Raw genomic sequence first — 21,747 nt, 5'->3', positions numbered from 1 at the left:
CTCAGGGCCGGGGCGTGTCCGACTTCTTGGGCGGCTTGTTGCCAGGCTTGCTCGGCCGAGCCGGATCCTCACTCGGCTCCTCCGTCGGCACCACGCTCGACACCGGCGAACCCTCCCCAGCGGCGGAAGTCGTCGGCACCACGCTGGGCGCCGTGGTCCCCGCACTGGAACTCCCGTGCTGCGGCGCCCCTGGCGCGGCAGGCGTCTGCACCACCGTCACCGTGGAAGGCCCCACCGTGACCACCTGCGTCGACGAGCCCGGCGTTGGCCGCTCATCCGCCGCAGGAGCCTCTCCCACGCCCCCGAGGTTCGCCACGGCGACAGCCACCGCGGCCACCGCCACCGCCGCCGCCCCGGAGATCGCCAAACGCTTGCCCCGGCGCTGCTGCGGCACCACCGAGGGAGGATCGGACACCGCGGCGTCCGGCAACAACGCCGGCAGCCCAGCGCTGGCCTCGTAGGCCGCCAGCAACGACCGCGAGCACTGCGCGGCGGTCGGCCGGCGCGCGGGCTCCATGTCCGTCATCGCGGAGAGCAACGACACCCAGGCCAGCGGCAGATCGATCGGAATCCTCGGCGGCCTGGCCAGCCGGGCCAGTGCGGCCTCCGCGTCCCCGCCGGGGTACTCGGACCGCCCGGTCAGGCACTCCAGCAGCACCAGGCCGAGCGAGTAGACATCGGCCTCGGGCCCGACGTCCGCCCCGCGCACCTGCTCCGGCGCCAGGTAGCCCGCGGTCCCGACCAGCACGCCGGTCGTGGTCACCCGCGTGACCTCCGGCGCCAGCGCCAGCCCGAAGTCCGCCAGGTAGGCCTGCTTCTCCTCGTCGTCGATCAGGATGTTGGACGGCTTGATGTCGCGGTGCACCACGCCCAGGCCGTGCACGTGGTCCAGCACCGCGGCGACCTGTCCGCCGATCCGCGCCACGAACCGGGGCGGCAGCGGTTCGCGCATGCGCTGGCGCAGCGTGCCGCCGGTGATCTCGCGCATCACGAAGTACGGGCGGCGCGACACCGTTCCCGACGCGTACACGGGGATGATGCCAGGGCATTCCAGCGACGACAGCATCGTGGCCTCGCGCTGCATGCGCAGTTCGTCGTCGGGCAGGCCGGGGCCGGTGAAGACCTTGATGGCGACGGAGGACGTGGTCGTACGGTCGTACGCGCGGTAGACCTCGGCCATGCCGCCGGAACCGAGCAACGAGCCGACGACGAAGCGGTTGTCGATCACCGCGCCCGTCAGGTCGCCGTCCCAGGGTTCGCTCATCAGCCTCCGCTCGTCGCGCAGCAACCTAACCGGTCGCGTGGAATTCCGGCTACCCGGCCAACCTGAAGATCAAACTACAATCAGTCCCGCCTCGATTTCTCGCACGAGAGCCTCGTCGCGTTTCAGCTGCGCGAGATCGGTCGTGGCCAGAACCACGTAACCGAGCGAAGTCCACAGGTCCTCGGTGCGCGGCACGGTCGAGCCCTCGCCGTACGGCAGCGCGGATCGCTCGAAGCTCGGCAGCAACGACGGAAGCGACTCCAGGCGTACGGCATTGCCCAGCTCACCGGCTGCGGGCGAGGACAGGTACACCGACTTCACGTGCTGGTGCTGCGTGTACCGGCCGACCGACGTGTCATCATCCACTCGGTGGCGGACCATTCGGGTGATCTGGCTTTCCCGGACGCCGAGGAACGTCAGCTCCTGCTGTTCCGCGCCGGCCAGCCGCGCGCCGATCTCGATCAGCCGCGGGCCGTCCGGTGTGATCATCACTTCCACGTGCGCGGGACCGTTGCGCACGCCGGTCGCGTCCAGCACCTGGCAGACGTACTCGAACAACTCGTCCACCACCGGTTCGTCGGCCGGAACGAGAGTGTTGGACAGGTAGATGCCGAGCCGGTCGCCCCGGCACTCCTTGGCATAGCGCCAGACGGCGGCGAGGCCGTGCCGTCCGTCGATGGAGTAGGTGTCGACCTCGTACTCGGTGCCGAGCGCGAGCTCCTGCACGAGCACGCGGTCGTTGCGCAGGTTCAGCTTGTTGACGCTGCCCAGGATGCGGTTGAACTTGGCCCGCCAGTCGTCACCCGGCCGCGCCACGAACACGTCGTCGGTGCCGCCACTCTCCTGCGGCTTCAGCACGAACTCCGAAAGGCCCTCGCGCCGCAGCCATCCGGCCACCTCGTCGGCGTTGTCCGAGCTGATCTGCCGCAGGTGCGGCACGCCGGCGGTCCGCAACGCCACGGCCATCTGCCACTTGTCCCGCCGTGCGGACGAGAGCGTCAGCACGTTCGAGCGGCCCGGCGCGATCAGCTCGGACAGCGTCTCGGCTGTCTCGACACCGGTCTCGGTGCCCGGAACGACTGCCAGCGGCTCGTGGTGTGCGAGTTTCGCGGCCAGCTCGTCCAGGTCATCCAGGACGTGCACCTCGCGGTAGTTCTCCGGGATCCACGTCCTGGCGAGCCCGGCGGGTGGCTCCGGGGTGGTCAGCACCGCGATCGCCTCGACGCCACGCTCGGCGAACGCGGGCGCGATGCCCCTGCCGGCCGAGTACGGATCCACCACGACGATGCTCGCCACCGCTGCTCCTCCAAGATCATAAAGATGTCTTCCGAACGAGGAGCACAACGGAAGGAGCGCGACCAGGCATTCCTGTCTCGATTGGGTCGAGACGACCGTCACTCGAAACGCAACGTCTCGTAGACAGGAGCTGTCACCAGACAGCGAGCGGACGCCCGCCACACACGGGCGAGCCGGGCGCGCAGGTCGGTGCCGCCGCTCAACGCCTGCGCCACGAGCTGCAACCCGAGCAGCTCGGCGACGATCTGCTCGGCCGCGTGCCGCACGTTGACCTCCGGCTGCAGCTCGCCGTGGTCCCGCGCCTTCGACAGCAGGTCCCGCACGACGGCGATCCAGCCGACGACCTGCGCCGCAGCCGCGACGTCGAAGAACACCGCTTCCCGCAACAGCTTCGCGCTCACCCGCACGGTGAGGTCGGACTCCAGCCTGCGGGCGAACTCGAACGACATCGCGATCAGCGCCTGCATCGGCGGCTTCCCGGCCGCGAGCTCTTCGTCGCGCAGCCGGTGCCACAGCAGCGACTGCTCCTCGATGATCGCGACGCCGAGTGCCTCCTTCGAACGGAAATGGCAATAAAGCGCGCCTTTCGACACGTCAGCCCGCCCACACACGGCGGTGAGGCTGGACCCCGTGAACCCTTCGCGGTCGAACACCTCGGCGGCAGCACGCAGGAGCTTCGCCCGCGTGCGTGTCGACTTCTCACGTTTGACGCTCATACCTCGGTCCGCGCGGCGCCGGTCGCGACGGCGACGGCGAGCGTGTCCGGCATCTGCCAGTACTGCTCGATCTCGCCCAGATGCACCGAGAGCACCGCTGCGAACTGCAGGTTCGCCCGCTCACCGGTCGCGAGGACCCGCCAGCGCGTCCAGCCGACCACAGCCGCGTCTCCTCCGTCGACGATCACCTGGCGCACCGACAGCTGCTCCAGGCCGAACGTGGCGAACAAGGTCAGGAACTGGGACTCCACCTCCCGCCGGGTACGCGGGCCGTGTGCCCATCGGGCGCCGCTCGGGTCGGGCGCCTCCCATTCCACGGTCGGCGCGCACAGCCGCGCTATACCGGGTGCGTCCTGTGCCGCTAGTCGCGCTAGGAACACCTGCACCACTTCGACCGTCGAGAGCATTTCCTCCACCTTCTCATCCCGGTCATTGCTGAGGCAACGATCCCGGTGCCGCTCACACTAGCCCGCGGCACAAAATGTGAGTGTGCACACCCCATTGGCCCATCTACGTTTACCCCAAACATCCGATCGTGTGATTCCAGTGGTACGCGAAGTTTCAACGACCGCCGGTATCACCGCAATGCACGGCACGAACTTCGAGCTTCTGCGGCAGGGTGGATGATGCACCCGCCATCACACCGAAACGGAGCAGAACCGTGCTCAAGGCAGTCCGTCAAGCCCACGAGCACCCGGACACCCCGCCGATTACCGCCTTGATTCCACAGGCACGGCGAGAGCAGGGCCTCACCCAGCGCGAACTCGCGGACCTGTTGTGTGAGATCTCACAAAACGACAGCGTCACCCGTGAAGAAGTGTCGAGATGGGAACGCGGTAAACGCATTCCCGGCCCCTACTGGCGTGCCTGGATCAGCGCGGCGCTCGATGTGCCGCACGCCGAGGTAGACCGTGCCGCGGTGGTCGAACGGGAATCCCGCAGGACACGCAACGAGGACCACTCCCACTAGCGGAGCGCGGGCAGACGGCAGGGGTCTGCCCGCCCGCGAGAAGAAGGGAGGGCGGCACTGTCACACGCCTTCGGGCGCGGCCGCCGTGACGCCGCCCTCCCCACAAGTCCCAGGTGGTAAGGACCTTTGGCCCCCTGTGCGTCCGCGCACAGGGGGCCAAACTGCGTAATGTGGCCCCCTACGTGAACACAGTTGGAACGTTGTTGTTACTCGCCGGTAGCTCGTTCGGCAGCACACCAGGGGTTTCCCCTGTGAAAGTGAACGAGATCGCACTCGGCTCCAGCGGATTCGTCGAACTGCGCAACACCGGCTCGACCGCCACAGACGTCGGAGGATGGACGCTGCAGGCGTGCGCGGGACGCACCCCGCGAATCCTCGCCACCATCCCACCCAACAGCGTCCTGCCTCCGGGTGAATACTTCGTGATAGTCGGCAGCGCGTTCAGCGGAACGATGCCGAACGGTCTCGTCGTGGACACCGTGGACGGCACGGGCGTAATCGCCCGAAACCGGTACGGCGCGCACGCGGACAGCATCGGACTGAGCTCCTCCTCCCCGTGCAGCGAAGACGGCGCCGCGCGCCCGTGTGCGGATTCCGCGCTGGGCCGCGACGGCGACTCCCGCGACACGGATCACAACTCGATCGACTTCACCTGCCAAATTCCGTCTCCTGGCGAAAATAATTCGCAACCTATCTGAAATGGCCCCTTTCGAGCCCGAACGAATGGGAGCAAAGTCAGTCCCGGCGGCAAGACGGGCCATTCTCCCCGGCCAGACCTGCCGCCAGCGAGAAATACCCCGAATTCACTTCTCGAAGGGACAAGACAATGCGTCGACTGCTGGGCGGAGCCGCTGCGCTCGCAATCGCGAGCACGATCGCGTTCGCGGGTCTGGCGACGGCCGCCGAGGAGCCCACGGCTCCGGAGGTCATGCAGCTGCCGGCAGTGCTGATCAACGAGGTCTCCACCATGGGTCCGAACGGCCCGCTCGACGAGGCGATCGAGATCGTCAACCTCTCGAACGAGCAGGTCGACCTGACCAACTGGGTCATCCGGATCTACAACCAGCGCAACGAGGTCATCCAGACGATCCCGCTGATGGACGTGACCGGCCAGCCGCTCACGCTGGCTCCGGCGAACAACGTCGGCAGCACGCTGGTGCTGACGGGCGCCGAGTTCTCCGGCACGACCTCGACGCCGAACGTTCTCCCGGTGCGCTTCCTCGGCGCCGAGGGCATTCCGGCGCTCGGTGGTGTCGCGATCTTCGGCAGCACGGCTCCCACCGCGTTCAAGATCGACGGCGTCGCATTCTCCGCTCCGGTGTCCGCTGCCAAGGAAGGCGTGCACGCGCAGCCCGAGAACCAGCGCACCGCTCAGCTCGCGGGCTCGAACACGCGCAACCTGCTCAACCAGGACACCAACAACAACCAGCGCGACTTCTCGTTGCAGGAACGCACCTTCTGATCAACTCGCTCTGACCGTCCAAGCGGGTGCACTCACGTGCCCGGGCCGCCGCCCCTCGGCAGCCCGGGCACTTCCGCGCGTGGCGCGAAGTCGCCAACGGCGACTAACCGCCGCTTTGTCCTATATCCCAACGAATTCCGGCCCCTCATCCTTCTGTGACCTGATCACCGTGGGAGGGCGCCGTGATACGACACGTTCTGGCACTTGCCATCGCCGCCGCGACGCTGGGCGCACCACCCGCGTCCGCCGCACCACCATCACCACCGACACAGACCTCCGAGGCCTCGCACCGGATCACGCTCATCACCGGTGACGTCGTGGAGTACACCGAACGGTCGGACGGCCGGAAGACGGCCCAGATCCACGCCGCGCCGCGCGACGGCGAGGAACCGATCTTCCACACCATGACGACGGCGAAAGGTCTGCACGTCTACCCGTCCGACGCGATGGGAGCCATCACGTCGGGCACGGTCGAACGCACCCTCTTCAACGTCACCGAGCTCGTGCGCACCGGCCAGTCCGACGACCGCACGACCACGGTTCCGGTGCTGATGACCGGCGGCTTCTCGGCGAACGCACACACGAGGATCGGCAGCCTCAACGCTTCCGGCATCCGGGTCGAGAAGGCGAAGGCACGGGAGTTCTGGACTTCGCTCGACATGAGCGCGAAGTCCGGCGTGCGGGTGACGTACGACCGCCCGATCCGGATCACGCTCGACCAGACCACGAAACAGATCGGCGCTCCCGAAGCCTGGAGCACGGGCCTGGACGGCCGTGACGTCACGGTCGCCGTCGTGGACACCGGCATCGACGCGAACCACCCCGACGTCGCCGGGAAGATCACCGCGGCGGAGAACTTCTCCGACGAGCCGGACGTCACCGACCGGCACGGCCACGGCACGCACGTCGCCGCGACCGTGGCGGGCACCGGCCAGGGCTCCGGAGGCAAGTACAAAGGTGTCGCCCCCGCAGCGAAACTGGTGATCGCCAAGGTCTTCAACGGCGCGGGCGAGGCCGAGACGTCGCAGGTGATGGCAGGCATCGAATGGGCGGCCAGGTCCGGCGCGAAGATCGTCAACCTCAGCCTGGGCGGTGAGGTCACCGACGGCACGGACGAGCTGAGCGCCCTGGTCGACCGTCTCTCCGCCGAGACCGGCGTGCTGTTCGTGGTCGCGGCGGGCAACAACGGCCCGGCAGGCCGCTCGGTCACCTCCCCCGGTGCCGCCACCTCGGCGCTCACCGTCGGAGCGGTCGACCGCCAGAACAAGCTCACGCCGTTCAGCAGCACCGGCCCTCGCATCGGTGACGCGCACGTGAAGCCCGAGATCAACGCTCCCGGCGTGGGTGTCGTGGCTGCTCGTGCCGCCGACACGAGCATGGGCGCCCCTGTCGGCGACGGCTACACCGCCGCGTCCGGCACGTCGATGGCCACGCCGCACGTCGCCGGCGCGGCCGCGCTGCTCGCCCAGCAGCACCCCGGCTGGAACGCGCAGACGTTGAAGAACGCGCTCGTCACCAGCGCCGCGGACGTCGGTATGCCGTGGTACGAACAAGGAACCGGCCGGCTCGACGTGGCCAGGGCGGTCAGGCAGAAGGCCACCGCCACCGCGTCGGCGAGCTTCGGCCGCTACGAACGCGGCCCGCGTGGCGTGCTGACCAGGGAGATCCAGTACGTCAACGACTCCGGCACCCCGCTCACCCTCGACCTCGCCGCGACGATCAAGGGCTGGGACGGGAAGTCCACGACCGGGTTCAACCTCAGCACCACCAGGCTGGCCATCGCGGCCCACAGCAAGGCGTCCGCCGTGCTCACCCTCGATCCCGAGGTCGGCCCGGCGGGCGTGTACGGCGGAGTCGTCACGGCCACCGGCGGCGGAGCAAGCCTGCGCACCGCGGTCAGCGTCTACGAGGCACCGCAGACGTTCCCGGTGTCGGTGCACGTCCGCGACACCACCGGGCGCCCGCCGGCACCCGCGACGGGTCAGCTGATCGACGACTCCAACGGCGGCGACGACGTCAACGACCCGTTCGACGAGACCACCAGCTTCTACTTCGACGTCGTGAACGGCGAAGGCATCGCGAACGTGCCGAGCGGGCGATACTCCGCGGTGACCTGGACGACCGAGAACACCGCCGGTGTGCGGCGGTGGTCCGCGCTCGCCGCGCCGGAGCTGACCATCACGGGCGCCGCGAGCGTCTCACTCGACGCGCAGAAGACCGTGCCGATCGAGGTCGTGCCTCCTGGTCCGGCCGAGCAACGCGACCGCACCGTGACGATGCGCCGCGTCGTGCCCGCGGAGGGCGAGAAACTGCCGCTGATCACCGAAATGGCCGCCGTGCTCGGCACGGCGCCGTGGGAGATCCGCGCCATTCCCGCCGCGGCCGCGAAGAGGGGCGCGATCTCGCTGCAGGACAACGTGACGCTGCAGTCCGCGACGGTCACCCTGACCTCAGGCGGACGAACGCTGGGCACCGACGGCGACGTGGCCGTGCTGTCCGCGAAGTGGGCGGGTGACCGCGACCTGACCATCGGCGGGGACACCGCTCTCGTGAAGATCAAGCCGGACACCCCGGCGAACATGGTGAAGGCGGCCAACACCGCAGCCACCAGCGCGGCACAGGCCGGCAAGAAGGCAATCCTGTCCTATGTGGACGCTCCAGGCGCTCTTCCGCTCACCGGGCTCGCCAGCACCTCACTGCCGTCGTTGGGTGTCAGCAACACCGACGGTGAGTTCCTCGCGAAGCAGACGGCGGTGAAACTGAGCGTCAAAGCCGTCCCGGAGGCCGTCTACAACCTGAGCTTCCTCGACGCCAACGGGATTCCGGCCGACCACCGCCGGACGGTCGACCCGGCGAAGCTGGTCAAGCGCCAGACCGCCTACCACGCCGACAAGCCGGGCCTGACCGTGCAGAAGACGTGGTACCCGTTCCCGACCGGTCTGTGGCAGTCGCAGATCCTGCGCGGCACCACGTTCACACCGCCGGCCGCGTGGACCGAGTACATCGGTCCCGGCGACGAGCGGATCGTGTGGAAGCGGCACGTGACGCTGAGCGGCCTCGACGCCAGGGGCCAGCGCGCCGCCATGACCATGTTCCAGGAGAACCTGTTCCGCGAGGGCGCCGCCGCGGCCACCGAGCGGTGGTTCGCCGGACCCGTGCACAGCACCGCGATCGAGCTGCAGTCCGACCACCCGGCCCGCTATCCGGCCGCGAACGGGGCCTGGCGGCAGCTGTGCTCGAACTGCCGGGCGGGCGACATCTTCGTCCCGCAGCTGCAGTGGACCGACGGCACGCCCGGCCATTACACGAACCCTTATCAGAACAGCAAGTTCTTCACGACGACCAAGGTCAGGCTGTTCCGCGGCGACACCGAGGTCCCCGCCGTGCAGGAACCGCTGGCGTTCTACCCGACGTTCCAGATGGTGCCGGAGAAGGCGACCTACCGCCTCGAGACGGTCGAGACGCACGCGCCGGGAGCGGTGGCGGGTGCGGTCAACGCGGTGCTGTTCACCCTGGCCCCGCGCACCGAGACCACCTGGACGTTCCAGTCCCACCGTTCGCAGAACCCGCCGCCACTCGGGTACTCGTGCCACGCGGGCCAGACGACCTGTCAGTTCCAGCCGCTCATCCGGCTCCGCCACGACCTGCCGCTCAGCCTCACGAACACCGCACCGGCCGGCAAACCGTTCGTCTACCACGTGCGCGCGTCGTCGAGCGTGCCCGTGACGCTGGTGAAGGTGCAGTGGTCGGCGGACGAGGGCAGGACGTGGCGTCAGGCGGCGATCCAGCCGAGCGGCGACCGCTGGGAGGTCACCGTCGACAACCCCGCCGGTGACGTCTGGCTGCGCACCGAGGCCCGGGACGGCGCCGGAAACACCGTCACGCAGACCATGCAGAAGGCGTTCCGGACTCACTCCGGCGGCTGACGCGGGGGTAGCAGGGAACTCGCGCCTCTGGCCGCAGCGCGCAGACCCGCCTGAAAACGGGTCTGCGCGCCCAGCTCGTCCATGAGCCTGTGCAGCCGCCGCTGGAACGTGCGGTAGCTCAGCCCGAGCTGTTTCGCGATGCTGCGATCCGGCAGCCCGGTCGCGAGCAACGCGAGCAGCCGCGCGTCCGCGATCGACATCTCGTTGCTGGACGGCTGGCCCGGCAACGACAGCGGCACCGCGTCCTCCCACAGTCGTGCGAACAACGCCCCGAGCGAGTCGAGCAACGCCGACCGGTGCACGATCACCGCGCTCTCCAGCGTCGTCTCCGTGCTGTGCAACGGGATCAGCCCAAGGTGCCCGTCCGCGAGGATCATCTTCGTCGGCGCCACCGCGACGACCCTGGCCTCCTCCCCCAGCGACAACCCCATTTCCAGGTCGGCTCGCAGGTCGTGCAGCTCCAGCGCCCGCCGCTCGTAGATCCCGCGGAACCGGACACCGCGGTTCAGCAGCTCCTCCTCGACGGGGTGCAACGCTGTCGGCGGCGTGGCGTACGGCGGCTTGTCCACGAAGCGCACCTCGTGCCGGGCCGTGCGCATCACCTGGTCGACCCGCCGCGAGATCGCCTCCGGCCCGTGCACCACCTCGACGAGGTCGGCGGGGGCGCGCACACCGGCCGCGCGTTCGTAGCGCACCTGCAGCTCCCCGGCCAGCAACCGGTCCCGCCGCAGATCGTCTTCCCGGCGCAGGAAGTACATCGCCAGAGCCACGTCCGGCGCGACGGCCGTGTGCAGCCCGTTGACCTGGTGGACGAAACCCAGTTCGGTCAGTGACCTCAGCGCGGCACGAACCGCCCGCTCAGCCAGTTCCGTGGCATGACAGAGCTCTGTCACTCCGAGTTGATACGAGTCCACGAGCGTCTCGTAAACCGTGAGTTCGACCGGACGCAATCCGAGCACACAAGCCAGTATGCCGACTTCGGGCAGCCGTTGACGCGGGGCCGGAAACAGGTGTAGACATCGGTTGAAAAGGTTTACACACCTTCTCATCGCCGCCGCCGCCGCTCGCTGTTGTACCAACGCACGCGCGCGAAAGGACGGCCGATGGAGCCCAACCGCCGCGACTTTCTCAAAGTCGCCGGTGCCACCGCTGGTGTCACGATGTTGTCGGGGTCGTTCCTGTCCACGCCGGTCGCGTCGGCGGAGGAACACGCGAAGATCCCGATGGCCGAGTCGCCGTGGGACCAGGTGCCCGCGATCCTCGCCAAGATCACCCCTCCGACCTTTCCCGGTACGAGGTTCGACATCACCGCGTACGGCGCGAAGGGTGACGGCAAGACCAAGAACACCGAGGCGTTCAGAAAGGCCATCGAGGCCTGCAACAAGGCGGGCGGCGGGCAGGTCGTCGTGCCGAAGGGCAGCTTCCTCACCGGCGCGATCACGCTGCTGAGCAACGTGAACCTGGTCGTCTCCGAGGGTGCGGCGATCAGGTTCTCCACCGACCCCAAGGACTACCCGCTGGTCTACACCCGGTGGCAGGGCATCGAGTGCATGAACTTCTCGTCGTTCATCTACGCGCGCAAGGCCGAGAACATCGCGATCACCGGTCCCGGCCTGATCGACGGCCAGGGCCCGTCCGGACCGTGGTTCGACTACGACAAGAAGCGCCAGCCGGACTGGGAACAGCTGCAGAAGCAGGCGGTGGACAACAGGCCGGTGACCGAGCGGAAGTTCGGCATGGGCCACTTCCTCAAACCGAACATGATCACGCTCTACGAGTGCAGGAACATCCTCGTCGAGGGCGTGCAGCTGCGGAACTCGGCGATGTGGAACGTGCACCCGGTGTTGTGCAGCAACGTGACGATCCGCGACATCTTCGTCCACAGCCGCGGCGGCATGGTCGACGGCTGCGATCCCGAGGCATCGCAGTACGTGCACATCACGGGTTGCCGGTTCGACTGCGGTGACGACGGCATCGCGATCAAGGCGGGCCGCGACATCGACGGGCGACGGGTGGGCGTGGCGAGCGAGAACATCGTCATCGAGAACTGCTCGTTCGAGGGCCGCTGGGGCGCGCTGACGGTCGGCAGCGAGATGTCCGGTGGCGTGCGGAACGTGTTCTTCCAGGACTGCACGGTGAAGAAGGGCTCGTCGTACAAGCCGTTCCACGTCCTGTACATCAAGACGAACAAGCGGCGCGGCGGCACCGTCGAGAACATCCACGCCCGGCGGATCAAGGCGACCGACGTCGACCGCGAGGCGATCATGGTGACGCTGAACTACAGCCTCACCGGCCCCGGCTACGGCCCGATCGTGAACCCCAAGGTGCAGAACATCACCGCCGACGGCTTCACCGTCAACGGGGTCAAGAAGACGGCGGTGACCCTGGACGGCCTGGCCGAGTCGCACATCAGGAACGTGGCGATCTCCAACAGCACCTTCACCGGTGTGACGACCGCCAAGCCCAGCATCAAGAACGCGGACGGCACCACGTTCACGAACGTCACCATCAACGGCAAGAAGGTCTGAGGAGAGATTCCCCGTGTCCTTGTCACGTCGTGATTTCGCGCGTGTGTCCGGCCTGACGGCCGCCGGTCTCCTGCTCCCGGCAGGCGTGGCGGCCGCCGAAGCTCCGGGTCTGGGCAGAGACCCGTGGCGGGAAGTGCCGCTGATCCTGGCGCGCGTTTGCCCGCCGCGCTTCCGCAGGAAGGACTACGACGTCACCGCGTACGGCGCGAAGGGTGACGGCCTCACCAAGAACACCGAGGCGTTCCACCGCGCGATCACGGCGTGCCACCGAGCCGGTGGGGGACGTGTTGTCGTTCCCGCGGGCACGTTCCTCACCGGCGGCATCAGATTGTTGTCCAATGTGGAGCTCCACGTCGCCGAAGGCGCCACGATCAGGTTCTCCACCGATCCCAACGACTACCTGCCGCTCGTGCTCACCCGCTGGGAGGGCACGCTCTGCTACAACTACCAGCCGTTCATCTACGCGTTCGAGCAGAAGAACATCGCCATCACCGGCAAGGGAACGATCGACGGCGACGCGACCAACGGCCCGTGGCCGGAGTGGCGCGCCGGCTCGACCGCGCTGCTGCGGCAGTGGGGCGAGGAGGGCAAGCCGGTCGAGGAACGCATCATGGGCGTCGGCAAGAACATGCGGCCGAACATGATCCAGTTCTTCCGCTGCAGGAACCTGCTCGTCGAGGACGTGCTGATCAAGAACCCGGCCATGTGGTCGCTGCACTTCGTGTTCTCGCAGAACATCACGGTGCGCCGGATCGAGATCTACTCGACGAACTCGCAGGGCGACGGCGTCGACCTCGACTCGTCGTCGTACGCGCACGTGCACGACTCCAAGTTCAACACCAACGACGACTGCGTCGTGGTGAAGAGCGGACGGGATGCCGACGGACGGCGGGTCGGCATCCCGTCCACCCACATCGTGGTCGAGCGCTGCAAGTTCTCCGGCCGCTGGGGCGGGATCACGATCGGCAGCGAGATGTCGGGTGGCGTCCGGAAGGTGTTCTGCCGCGACTGCGAGATCAACGCGCCCGACTACCCCGGCCGGTACCCGATCAAGCACGCGCTCTACATCAAGACCAACCAGGACCGCGGCGGCGTCATCGACGGTGTCCACCTGCGGAACGTGTTCGGGCAGAACGTCGAGCGCGAGATCCTCTTCGTGTCGATGTTCTACCAGAACGGCGGCACGAAGGGCTTCTTCCCGCAGATCGACAATTTGACGATCGACCGGATGCGGATCAACGGCGGCAGAATCGCGGCGACGTTCCGAGGGTTCCCGCAGTCGCACATCAGGAACGTGCTCATCTCGAACTCGACGTTCACCTCGATCACCGAACCGAACCTGATCGAGCACACCGACAACCTGGTGTTCCGCAACACCACGATCAACGGGGTGGTGCCGGCGTGAGGTTCCTCCTGGCGCTCTTGCTGGTGGCTGCCGGACTTTCCGCCGGCTCACCGGTCGCGGTGGCTGGTGGCGGCCTGTCGTGGAAGGCCGTCAGCGACCCGTTCTCGCTGGACTTCCGGGACCGCGGCCGGATGCTGACCGGGCAGCGCGAAACGTCTTACCGGCTGGCCGACGGTACTTCTCATGCGCTGACGAAGGTCGTTGCACAGAAACGGGTTCCTGGTGGCGTCCGGTACGTGGTGGCGACCACGGAGGCGTCCAGGACCGCCTCCGTGGTCGTGACCCGGACCGAGCGCGGGCTGCGGGTGGGCTGGACGCTGGAGCCTTCTCTCGGCGTCGCACAGGTTTCCGCGAACCTCACCGGGTCGCTGGAGGAGCACTTCCTCGGCGGTGGCGCCCACACGATGTTCGTCGACCTGCAACGGAAGGTGTTGCTGAACAAGGCCGTGTTCGTCGGTGCGTCGAACTTCGGCAAGTGCAACAAGAACGGCGCGCCTTCGACGTTCTTCATCTCCAGCGCGGGTTACGGCGTCTACGCGGACACCAAGGCGATCGGGCGGACGGCGTTCCCCGGTGCGGTGGCTGACGACCACTGCGCGGACAAGCCGGCGCCGTGCCCGGTGGCGTTCGGCGTGCCGGACCGGATCCAGTTGTGCTTCAAGACCTCCCGGCTGGACTACGAGGTCTACGCGGGCTCACCGGCGCAGGTCAACTCCGCGTACTTCAAGCGCGTCGGCACGCGGACCTTGCCACCAGCGCGGCAGTTCGCGCTGACGAAGTGGCGGGACAAGTACACCCATTCCGACGAGGTCGTCGAGGACGTCACGCAGTTCCAGGCGCGCGGCGTTCCACTGGACACGCTCTGGGTCGACAACCCGTGGGAACAGGGCCCTGTCGGTGCGAGGCCGACCTACGCGTGCATCGGCGCGTTGAAGTTCGACAAGACGATGTACCCGGACGCGCAGGGCACGATCAACTGGATGCGCGATCGTGGCGTGAACATGGGTGTGTGGGTGGCGCCGTTCCTGAACAAGATGTCCGACGGCAAGGAATGCCCGCACGACTACCCCGCCGGTTCCTTCGCGCAGTCCGACCGCACCAACGTGTGGGACATCGACCTCACGAACCCGGTGGCGCGCGCTCACTACGAGGCGAAGCTCGAAGCGGTGTTCCGGATGGGCGTGAACTTCGTCAAGGGAGACCGCGGCGAGGAGCACAACTTCGAGGAGACGACGTTCGCCGGCGGGCCGGGCACGCTGATCCACAACCGGTACCCGTTGCTGTACGCCGAATCCGTGGTGAACGCGCTGCGGAAGGTGCACGGCGACAACTACACGACGTTGTTCCGTGCGGGTGGCGACGGGATGCCGACGCTGCTGCGCGGGTTCTGGCAGGCCGACGCGGACATGAGCTTCGACGGGCTGCGGCTCACGAACCGGCGCGGCATCAACTCGTGGATCTCCGGCCACCCTGTGCACGGCTCGGACATCGGCGGCTACCGCAACCTGGGTGGCGGGCCGTCGGAGTCGCTGTTCGTGCGGTGGGCGCAGCAGTCGGCCGTGACGCCGGTGTTCCAGGTCGGCAGCTCGGGGCGCAACGCGACGCCGTGGGTGTACGACGCGGCGACGTTCGAGCGGTTCAAGCGGGCCGCGGTGCTGCACTACGAGCTGTTCCCGTACCTGTACCAGCAGGCGGTTCGCGCTTCGAAGGACGGCACGCCGATCACGCAGCCGATGGCGTTCCGGTATCCGCACGCCGAGGCCGCGTGGAAGGCGGACCAGCAGTTCATGGTCGGGCCGGACCTGCTCGCGGCTCCTGTCACGGCGGATCGGGCCGAGACCGACGGCGCGGCCGGGAAACCGACGCCGGTCGACGTGTGGCTGCCTCGCGGGGAGTGGATCGACCTGTTCTCCGGGGCTCGGGTGACCGGCGGACGGACCGTGACGCGAGAGGCCACTCTGGACGAGTTCCCGCTCTACCTGCGGGCTTCCGCCGCGATGCCGTTCAACTTCCGAACGCCCGACGTGTGGCCGAAGCCGTGGGGCGTGAACGACCTGGACCGCAAGGACCGCGCGGGCTGGCTCGTCTCGCCTTCGGCCGATGGCCGGTTCGGCAACCTCCAGGCCGACTCGTTCGGCAAGCACCTCCTCGTCCGGCTCACCGGCGCGCCGAGGGAGGCGCAGCTGATGGTGCCGGCCGGGGTGAAGCGCGTGGTGATCGACGGGCAGCCGCTGCCGGCGTCGACCGTCGAGGAGCTGCGCGGCAGGACAACGGGCTGGGCGTCCGTCTCCTCAACGCCCGGCACGTTCGGCGGCACGGTGCTGAAGCTCCTACCCCGAAGCGGCTCCAGCACCGTGCTGCTCACCCTCACCTAATATCAAATGTTACGAACATCTGGATTTTGTGCGTATCCTGATGTTCATGGTTCGGTTGACTCGAGCACAACAGCAGGAACGCACACGGGCATCCGTGCTGGCGGCGGCGAAGAAGGAGTTCGCTGAGCACGGCTACGCCCTGGCGAAGATCGACCGGATCGCCGACCGGGCCGAGCTGACCCGTGGCGCGGTGTACTCGAACTTCCCGAGCAAACGCGCCCTGTACCTGGCTGTGCTGATCGACGTGGCGGAGGCCGCCGCAGGTGAGCCTCCGCCACCGCCGGCATCGACGGGCGACGCGCTGGAACAGTTCGCCAGGGTCTGGCTCGAACGGTTGCCGCTGGGCGGCACGGCGTGGGGCGGGCGCCTGCAACTGCGCTCGCTGGACGGCGTCCTCGACGACGAGCACGCACGCGAGGTGCTGGCGCAGGTCGCCCGGCTGGAGGCGCTGCTGCTCGCCATCGCGCTGGAAGCGGGCGACCCGGCGCGCCGGGTGCGGCTGGCCGAGCTGGTGCTGACACTGCTGGTCGGCGCGAGTCATCGTGCCGAGACCGCGCCGGGGTCCGGTGACCCCTTCGACCTGACGCACGCGTGCGGGCACCTGGCCGGCATCGGCCTCACGGACAACTGGGCGCCGCCGCACCTGCCCTTCGTCACCCCGGCGAAGCCGTGTGCGGACAGCTGGACCGCGCCGGAGGGACTCGTCGACCGGATCAGCGGCCGACAGGCCGACCTCGCCTCCGACGGTCTGATCACCGTGCTGGGCGCCGGTCGTCTGGGTGCCGCGGAGGAAGCCGTCCGCTCCGGCGAGAACGTGACGATCGTGGTCGTCACCGGCGACCCCGCCGAGATCGGCCGCCTGGTCCGGCTCAGGATCACCGACCTCACCGGATGCCTGCGGCGGGTGTTCCCCGCCGATGTCTGGCAGCGCATCCGGCTGGTTCTCGACGACGACGCGCTGGTGGCATCGGCGCTCGGACTGCCGGATGTCGACGACGAGACCGAGACCGCGGTGCGGGTCCGGGACGGCGTGATCGTCGCCCGGTCCGGCGGGCGCGGCGCCGGCCACGCGGTGTCGGCCACGCGGAAGACCACGACGTGAGCGGACCGGACCTGCTGGTGCTGCACGCTTTGCGCTGCGTCGGCACCGCCGGTCTCGAACGCGTCGCGGCGACCACGGGTCTCAGCGAGTCCGACGTCGAGTCCGAGCTGATCGATCTCGCGGTCGCCGGTCTCGTCACTCGCTTCGCCGAGTTCGGCGTGTGGAGCCTGACGGAGACGGGCAGGACCGCGGATGTCGAGCGGATCATCGCCGAGCTGGAGTCGGCAGGTGCCCGCCCGGCGGTGACCAAGGCGTTCGACGGTTTTCTCGTGCTCAACCCGGAACTGCTCGACCTCTGCACGGCCTGGCAGCTGCGGTCCGTCGACGGCGTCATGATCGCGAACGACCACAGTGATTCCTCGTACGACGCCCGCGTGCTCGACCGGTTCGCCGACTTCCACGGGCGTGCCACCGTCGTCTGCGCCCAGCTGTCATCGGCGTTGCCGCAATTCGGCCGCTATCGGACCCGCCTCGCCGAAGCCCTCGGCCGCGCAGGCTCCGGCGAGCTGGAGCACGTGGCCGACAGCACCGCGTCCTACCACACCGTGTGGGCCGAACTGCACGAAGACCTGCTGGTGACACTGGGGATCCCGCGATGAGGTGGATCAGGCAGCTCAACGCCGAGACCGGAGATTCGGCGGAGGTGCTGGGAGGCAAGGCACACGGGCTCGTCGTCCTGCACCGTCTCGGGTTGCCTGTGCCCGCTGGGTTCGTCGTCACGACGGAGGCCTGTCGCGCGTTCCTGCGGGACGGGCGTCTTCCCGACGGGCTCGACGACGAACTCGCGACCGCGATCGCCGGGCTCGACGTGGTGTCCGTCCGCTCCGGGGCCGCCGTGTCGATGCCCGGCATGATGGACACGATCCTCAACCTGGAGCTCACAACCACCGCCACCGCCAGGTCCGCGGTGGAAGCCGTCTTCTCCTCGTGGAACACACCAAGGGCGCGAACCTACCGGGAACTGCACGACATCCCGCACGATCTCGGTACCGCCGCGATCGTGCAGAGGATGGTGTTCGGCAACCGCGACGACCGCAGCGGCACCGGAGTCGTGTTCAGCCGCGATCCCAACACCGGCGCGAACGTCCCGTACGGCGAGGTCCTTTTTGGACACCAGGGCGAGGACGTCGTCTCCGGCAGCTCATCGACCCTGCCCCTGCGCGAGCTGGCGGACCGGGAACCGACGGTGTGGGCCGGTCTGCTCGACGCCCTGAGCCGGGCCGAGGCGCACTACCGCGACGCGTGCTACGTCGAGTTCACCTTCGAGGCCGGTGAGCTGTGGCTGCTGCAGGTCCGTCCGGGCCGGTTCGTGGGAGCAGCCGCTGTCCGCCTCGCCACCGACCTGGCCGACGAACGCGTGATCGACCGGCACGAGGCGCTGCTCAGGATCTCGCCACAGCACCTCCGGCACGTCCGCACACCCCGGATCGCAGCGACCGCAGAGGTGCTGGCCAGAGGACTGGGCGCGTGTCCCGGCGTCGCGACCGGCAGGGTGGCGACCACGGCCGACGCGGCGGTGCGCCTGGCGGTGGACGGTCCGGTCGTCCTGGTACGCCCCGAGACGTCGCCGCACGACATGCGCGGCCTGGCTGCGGCCACCGGCATCGTCACCGCCCGCGGCGGGCCGGCCAGCCACGCCGCGGTCGTCGCACGGGCGATGGGAAAGCCCGCCATCGTGGGAGTCTCCGGCCTCGTCGTCGCGGGAAGCTCGGTGAGCATCGGGGGACGCACCTTCGACGAAGGCACCCTGCTCACCATCGACGGGACCGGTGGCGAAGTCGTCCTCGGCAGCCCTCGCGTCGTCACGGACGCGGCGGACGCCCACCTGCACCGGCTGCTGCGCTGGGCTGACGACGTGTCGGGCGATCGCTCGGAACGCGATGAAGCCCAACGCCTCAGCGCCGCCCATGCCGTGCTCCGCCGCTGAAGGCTCAGGGCCGCACAGCAGGCCCGAACCCCGTCCAGCGCAGCTCCGGCGGAAGGTGGCCCATGTCGTTGTACAGCACCAGTGCCGGAGCTGCGCCGTCGCGGTGTTCGATCGCGGTCAGCGCCGTGTTCCCGCAGTTCAGACCGAGCCATCTGGCCGGTGGCGCGTCGAGGGCGTGCCGCACCAGCCAGGCCACCGAATAGGCGTGGGTGACCAGGACGCCGTGGGTCTCGGCGTCCGCCGGGCGGGCGAAGCGGCCGATCAGTGCTTCCGCGACACGTGCGCCCGCAGCGGCCTCGGCGGCGTCGTACCCGTCGAAGAACCCCGCCCACGCGGGAGGGATCTCGTCCGGCACGTGCGGCACGTGGTCGATCAGCTCGGCCGCTTCCCGCACAGCGACACCCGGCAGGTACCGGCCGATGATCTGGGCGGATCGTGTCGCCCTGACGAGCGGTGAATGCCACACGGCGTCGACCGGCAGACCGGCCAGACGTTCTCCGAGCAGTTCCGACTGCCGTTGCCCGGCCTCGGTCAGCTCGCCGAACGGGTCCGCCGCGCCGTGCCTCACCACGTACAGGTGTCGTGTCGCCATCAGCTCAGGATACTCACACCATCCAGATGTTCACACCATCCGAACACCAGCTAACGTCTCGACAGGTGGCGCACAGGCATCTCACAGAAATCGGCCGCAATCTGTTCCCATGACGGACAACCACGATCGCGGCCTCCAGTTCGACCTCGCCACCCTGATCGGGCGCCGGCGGGCGTTGTCGCTGTTCGGCGGCGCAGGCCTCACCCTCGTGGCCTGTGCTCCGTCGACCACCACGTCGAGCTCGACCGCCACCACCAGCAACACCAGTTCAGCGGGAACGACAGCAGCCGGCAGCCCGCTGGAAGCGATTCCCGAGGAAACGGCCGGGCCGTTCCCCGGCGACGGCTCCAACGGCCCGAACGCCCTCACGCAGAGCGGAATCGTGCGGTCGGACATCCGTTCCAGCTTCGGCTCGTCCACCCGCACTGCCGAGGGAGTGCAGCTGAACATCGAGCTGACGGTCCAGAAGGAAGACGGCACGCCGTACGCGGGTGCCGCCCTGTACCTGTGGCACTGCGACATCAACGGCGACTACTCGATGTACTCCGACCGCGTGAAGAACGAGAACTTCCTGCGCGGGGTCCAGGAGGCGGACTCGGCGGGGAAGCTGAAGTTCGTCAGCGTCTTCCCCGGCGCGTACTCGGGGCGCTGGCCGCACATCCACTTCGAGGTCTACCCGAGCCTCGCCGAGGCCACCAAGGCGGGCAACAAGATCACGACCTCGCAGCTCGCGTTGCCGGAGACGACCTGCAAGGAGGTCTACGGCACGACCGGGTACACGCAGAGCGTCCGGAACATGTCGCGGACGACCTTGAAGCAGGACATGGTGTTCCGCGACGGCGTGGACCACCAGATGGCGACCATGTCCGGGAACGCCCAGTCCGGCTACACCGCCTCACTGACCTTCGCGGTGGAGGGCTAGCCACAGTTCCGCGCGCAGCCCCGGTGAGTCCATCGAGCGGCCGAGGGCTTGCTCGGCCTTGCGCACGCGGTTGCGGAGCGTGTGCCGGTGCACGCCCAACGCCGTCGCCGCCGGATCCCAGGCGCCGTGGTGCGCGAGCCACACCCTCAGCGTCTCCCGCGTTTCCTCGTCGAGCGGCCTCAACAACGCGTCGGCGAACCCGTCCGGGAGCCGCACGTGCCCGGCGAGGTCCTCGAACCTGCGGAGGCCGGCCTGCCGCGCCTGCCGGGCTTCGCGGTAACCCCGCGCGACCTCGGTGGTGTCCACTTCGGACGATGCGAAGCCGTCGAACTCGGTGGTGAGCACGACGATGTCGCCGTCGTGCTCGGCCCAGAACACGTCGCCGTCCGGCGGTTCGCCGGTGAGGAACACCCGGAACCGGTCAGGCAGGCCGTCGACCGCCAGCCCGGCCAGCAGCATCCGGAACTGGCCTGCCCGGAGATCCCTTCTCGCCGCGTCGGCGGAGTCGTTCTGCGCGAGGGCGAGGACGAGCAGCGAGGCGGCCGTGTTGACGATGCCCGGATCCGGCCTGGTGGTTCCGACCGCGAGCACGCCGCGGGAACGGCTGCCGAGGACCTGGAGGAACACGTGCACGCCGTCGAGCTCGAACGCCGCGCTGGCGAGGCCACCCGCGGTCGTCAGGCGCGCGAGCTCGGCCGTCAGGTCCGGGACGAGGCGAGGGTTGTGGGCGTGCACGGGCCGGCCGGCCGCGTCGAGCAGCACGGCCCATCCGTCGATCCACTGGCCGAGCCTGCGCACCACTCCCCCGACGCCCGCACGGACGGCGGCTCTGGTGAGCGCGCGCTGGCCTTCGCTGGTGCGGGTGAGCGCGGCGTACTCGTCGGCGGCGATGGCCTTCGACACCGCCTTGCTGATGGCGATGAACGGCACCTCGCGCGGCACCTCGACGAGCCCGAGCCCCGCGTCGGCAGCCGCCTCCACCAGGGCACGCGGCACCTCGTCGTGGCCGAGGCCGGTGCCGAAGCCCAGTCCGACCACACCGGCACGCACCAGGCGTTCGACGTAGCCGGCGCTGAAGGGCCTCAGGCCGGTGGTCAGCAGCAGTTCGCCGCCCTCCAGGAACGGGGTCGGGTCCGCGAGCTCGGTGCCGTGCACCCAGCCCACCGGCTTCGTCACGTCCCCGGCGAGCACCGGGAGCCGCAACGTCCGTGCGAGTTCCCGCAGCGTGATGGGCATGTGCCAATTTGTACAACGCGAGCACC

At 68.7% G+C, this 21,747-nt stretch carries 18 protein-coding genes; 11 read left to right on the top strand and 7 right to left on the bottom strand.

Translation table 11 applies throughout. The features are described from left to right. Position 1 precedes the first annotated feature (1 nt). The 4 genes from ABFX45_RS34290 to ABFX45_RS34275 form a co-directional block, all read right to left on the bottom strand. Complete coding sequence (locus ABFX45_RS34290) at positions 2–1,264, bottom strand: serine/threonine-protein kinase (RefSeq protein ID WP_346134560.1); 1,263 nt, start codon at positions 1,262–1,264, stop codon at positions 2–4. A 69-nt stretch (positions 1,265–1,333) separates the two neighbouring features. Further along, entirely contained in the window at positions 1,334–2,560 is a 1,227-nt protein-coding gene (locus ABFX45_RS34285) for an ATP-grasp domain-containing protein (protein ID WP_346134558.1), read from the bottom strand. A gap of 98 nt (positions 2,561–2,658) precedes the next feature. Then, positions 2,659–3,276 carry a ScbR family autoregulator-binding transcription factor gene (locus ABFX45_RS34280; protein ID WP_109635510.1) on the bottom strand — a complete coding sequence of 206 codons (618 nt, stop codon included), beginning with the start codon at positions 3,274–3,276 and terminating at the stop codon, positions 2,659–2,661. Beyond that, positions 3,273–3,683 (bottom strand): nuclear transport factor 2 family protein, encoded by a 411-nt coding sequence (locus ABFX45_RS34275; protein ID WP_109635508.1) that lies wholly within the window; start codon positions 3,681–3,683, stop codon positions 3,273–3,275. The genes ABFX45_RS34280 and ABFX45_RS34275 overlap by 4 nt, the downstream gene beginning before the upstream one ends. Before the next feature lie 254 nt (positions 3,684–3,937). Between ABFX45_RS34275 and ABFX45_RS34270 the strand changes: the two genes are divergently transcribed. From ABFX45_RS34270 to ABFX45_RS34255, 4 genes are all read left to right on the top strand, one after another. Next, complete coding sequence (locus ABFX45_RS34270; protein ID WP_233439424.1) at positions 3,938–4,246, top strand: helix-turn-helix transcriptional regulator; 309 nt, start codon at positions 3,938–3,940, stop codon at positions 4,244–4,246. A gap of 113 nt (positions 4,247–4,359) precedes the next feature. After that, on the top strand, positions 4,360–4,944 hold the full coding sequence (locus tag ABFX45_RS34265; protein WP_109635506.1) for a lamin tail domain-containing protein: 585 nt from the start codon (positions 4,360–4,362) through the stop codon (positions 4,942–4,944). A 128-nt stretch (positions 4,945–5,072) separates the two neighbouring features. Then, entirely contained in the window at positions 5,073–5,708 is a 636-nt protein-coding gene (locus tag ABFX45_RS34260; RefSeq protein ID WP_109635503.1) for a lamin tail domain-containing protein, read from the top strand. Positions 5,709–5,890: 182 nt separating this feature from the next. After that, positions 5,891–9,634, top strand: a complete 3,744-nt coding sequence (locus ABFX45_RS34255) for a S8 family serine peptidase (protein WP_346134554.1) — start codon at positions 5,891–5,893, stop codon at positions 9,632–9,634. Here ABFX45_RS34255 and ABFX45_RS34250 read toward each other — a convergent pair. After that, a complete protein-coding gene (locus ABFX45_RS34250; RefSeq protein WP_233439423.1) occupies positions 9,619–10,593 on the bottom strand; it encodes a helix-turn-helix domain-containing protein in 975 nt (324 codons plus the stop codon). The genes ABFX45_RS34255 and ABFX45_RS34250 overlap by 16 nt on opposite strands. A 144-nt stretch (positions 10,594–10,737) precedes the next feature. Between ABFX45_RS34250 and ABFX45_RS34245 the strand changes: the two genes are divergently transcribed. From ABFX45_RS34245 to ABFX45_RS34220, 6 genes are read left to right on the top strand one after another with little or no spacing between them, the layout of a single operon-like run. Then, positions 10,738–12,162: a glycosyl hydrolase family 28 protein gene (locus ABFX45_RS34245; protein WP_346134551.1), complete on the top strand. Its 1,425-nt coding sequence runs from the start codon at positions 10,738–10,740 to the stop codon at positions 12,160–12,162. A 13-nt stretch (positions 12,163–12,175) separates the two neighbouring features. After that, positions 12,176–13,567 (top strand): glycoside hydrolase family 28 protein, encoded by a 1,392-nt coding sequence (locus ABFX45_RS34240; protein WP_109635493.1) that lies wholly within the window; start codon positions 12,176–12,178, stop codon positions 13,565–13,567. Then, on the top strand, positions 13,564–15,942 hold the full coding sequence (locus ABFX45_RS34235; protein WP_346134549.1) for a TIM-barrel domain-containing protein: 2,379 nt from the start codon (positions 13,564–13,566) through the stop codon (positions 15,940–15,942). The genes ABFX45_RS34240 and ABFX45_RS34235 overlap by 4 nt, the downstream gene beginning before the upstream one ends. Positions 15,943–15,988: 46 nt before the next feature. Next, positions 15,989–17,044 (top strand): TetR family transcriptional regulator, encoded by a 1,056-nt coding sequence (locus ABFX45_RS34230; RefSeq protein WP_346134547.1) that lies wholly within the window; start codon positions 15,989–15,991, stop codon positions 17,042–17,044. Continuing rightward, positions 17,041–17,643, top strand: a complete 603-nt coding sequence (locus tag ABFX45_RS34225) for a transcriptional regulator (RefSeq protein WP_346134545.1) — start codon at positions 17,041–17,043, stop codon at positions 17,641–17,643. The genes ABFX45_RS34230 and ABFX45_RS34225 overlap by 4 nt, the downstream gene beginning before the upstream one ends. Beyond that, on the top strand, positions 17,640–18,971 hold the full coding sequence (locus tag ABFX45_RS34220; RefSeq protein ID WP_109635485.1) for a PEP/pyruvate-binding domain-containing protein: 1,332 nt from the start codon (positions 17,640–17,642) through the stop codon (positions 18,969–18,971). Before ABFX45_RS34225 ends, ABFX45_RS34220 begins: the two co-directional genes overlap by 4 nt. Before the next feature lie 4 nt (positions 18,972–18,975). Here the strand turns inward: ABFX45_RS34220 and ABFX45_RS34215 are convergent, their stop codons facing one another. Continuing rightward, on the bottom strand, positions 18,976–19,563 hold the full coding sequence (locus tag ABFX45_RS34215) for a histidine phosphatase family protein (RefSeq protein WP_346134542.1): 588 nt from the start codon (positions 19,561–19,563) through the stop codon (positions 18,976–18,978). A gap of 109 nt (positions 19,564–19,672) precedes the next feature. On the opposite strand from ABFX45_RS34215, the gene ABFX45_RS34210 reads away from it, so the two are divergent. Further along, entirely contained in the window at positions 19,673–20,485 is an 813-nt protein-coding gene (locus ABFX45_RS34210) for a dioxygenase family protein (RefSeq protein WP_346134540.1), read from the top strand. Here the strand turns inward: ABFX45_RS34210 and ABFX45_RS34205 are convergent. Beyond that, on the bottom strand, positions 20,459–21,721 hold the full coding sequence (locus ABFX45_RS34205) for a PucR family transcriptional regulator (RefSeq protein ID WP_109635478.1): 1,263 nt from the start codon (positions 21,719–21,721) through the stop codon (positions 20,459–20,461). The genes ABFX45_RS34210 and ABFX45_RS34205 overlap by 27 nt on opposite strands. Between the last annotated feature and the right edge of the window lie 26 nt (positions 21,722–21,747).

Origin of the sequence: Lentzea roselyniae (assembly GCF_039537795.1) — a bacterium.
Lineage (GTDB): Bacteria > Actinomycetota > Actinomycetes > Mycobacteriales > Pseudonocardiaceae > Lentzea > Lentzea atacamensis.
The sequence above is the reverse complement of the archived record's forward strand: the minus strand, read 5'-3'. Positions and strand labels throughout refer to the sequence as shown.

What these genes read in the sequence shown, in the direction of transcription:
- ABFX45_RS34220 (WP_109635485.1), top strand. Translation starts at nt 17,640, where the DNA reads ATGAGGTGGATCAGGCAGCTCAACGCCGAGACCGGAGATTCGGCGGAG.
- ABFX45_RS34290 (WP_346134560.1), bottom strand. Translation starts at nt 1,264, where the DNA reads ATGAGCGAACCCTGGGACGGCGACCTGACGGGCGCGGTGATCGACAAC.
- ABFX45_RS34210 (WP_346134540.1), top strand. Translation starts at nt 19,673, where the DNA reads ATGACGGACAACCACGATCGCGGCCTCCAGTTCGACCTCGCCACCCTG.
- ABFX45_RS34215 (WP_346134542.1), bottom strand. Translation starts at nt 19,563, where the DNA reads ATGGCGACACGACACCTGTACGTGGTGAGGCACGGCGCGGCGGACCCG.
- ABFX45_RS34260 (WP_109635503.1), top strand. Translation starts at nt 5,073, where the DNA reads ATGCGTCGACTGCTGGGCGGAGCCGCTGCGCTCGCAATCGCGAGCACG.
- ABFX45_RS34275 (WP_109635508.1), bottom strand. Translation starts at nt 3,683, where the DNA reads ATGCTCTCGACGGTCGAAGTGGTGCAGGTGTTCCTAGCGCGACTAGCG.
- ABFX45_RS34205 (WP_109635478.1), bottom strand. Translation starts at nt 21,721, where the DNA reads ATGCCCATCACGCTGCGGGAACTCGCACGGACGTTGCGGCTCCCGGTG.
- ABFX45_RS34230 (WP_346134547.1), top strand. Translation starts at nt 15,989, where the DNA reads ATGGTTCGGTTGACTCGAGCACAACAGCAGGAACGCACACGGGCATCC.
- ABFX45_RS34280 (WP_109635510.1), bottom strand. Translation starts at nt 3,276, where the DNA reads ATGAGCGTCAAACGTGAGAAGTCGACACGCACGCGGGCGAAGCTCCTG.
- ABFX45_RS34245 (WP_346134551.1), top strand. Translation starts at nt 10,738, where the DNA reads ATGGAGCCCAACCGCCGCGACTTTCTCAAAGTCGCCGGTGCCACCGCT.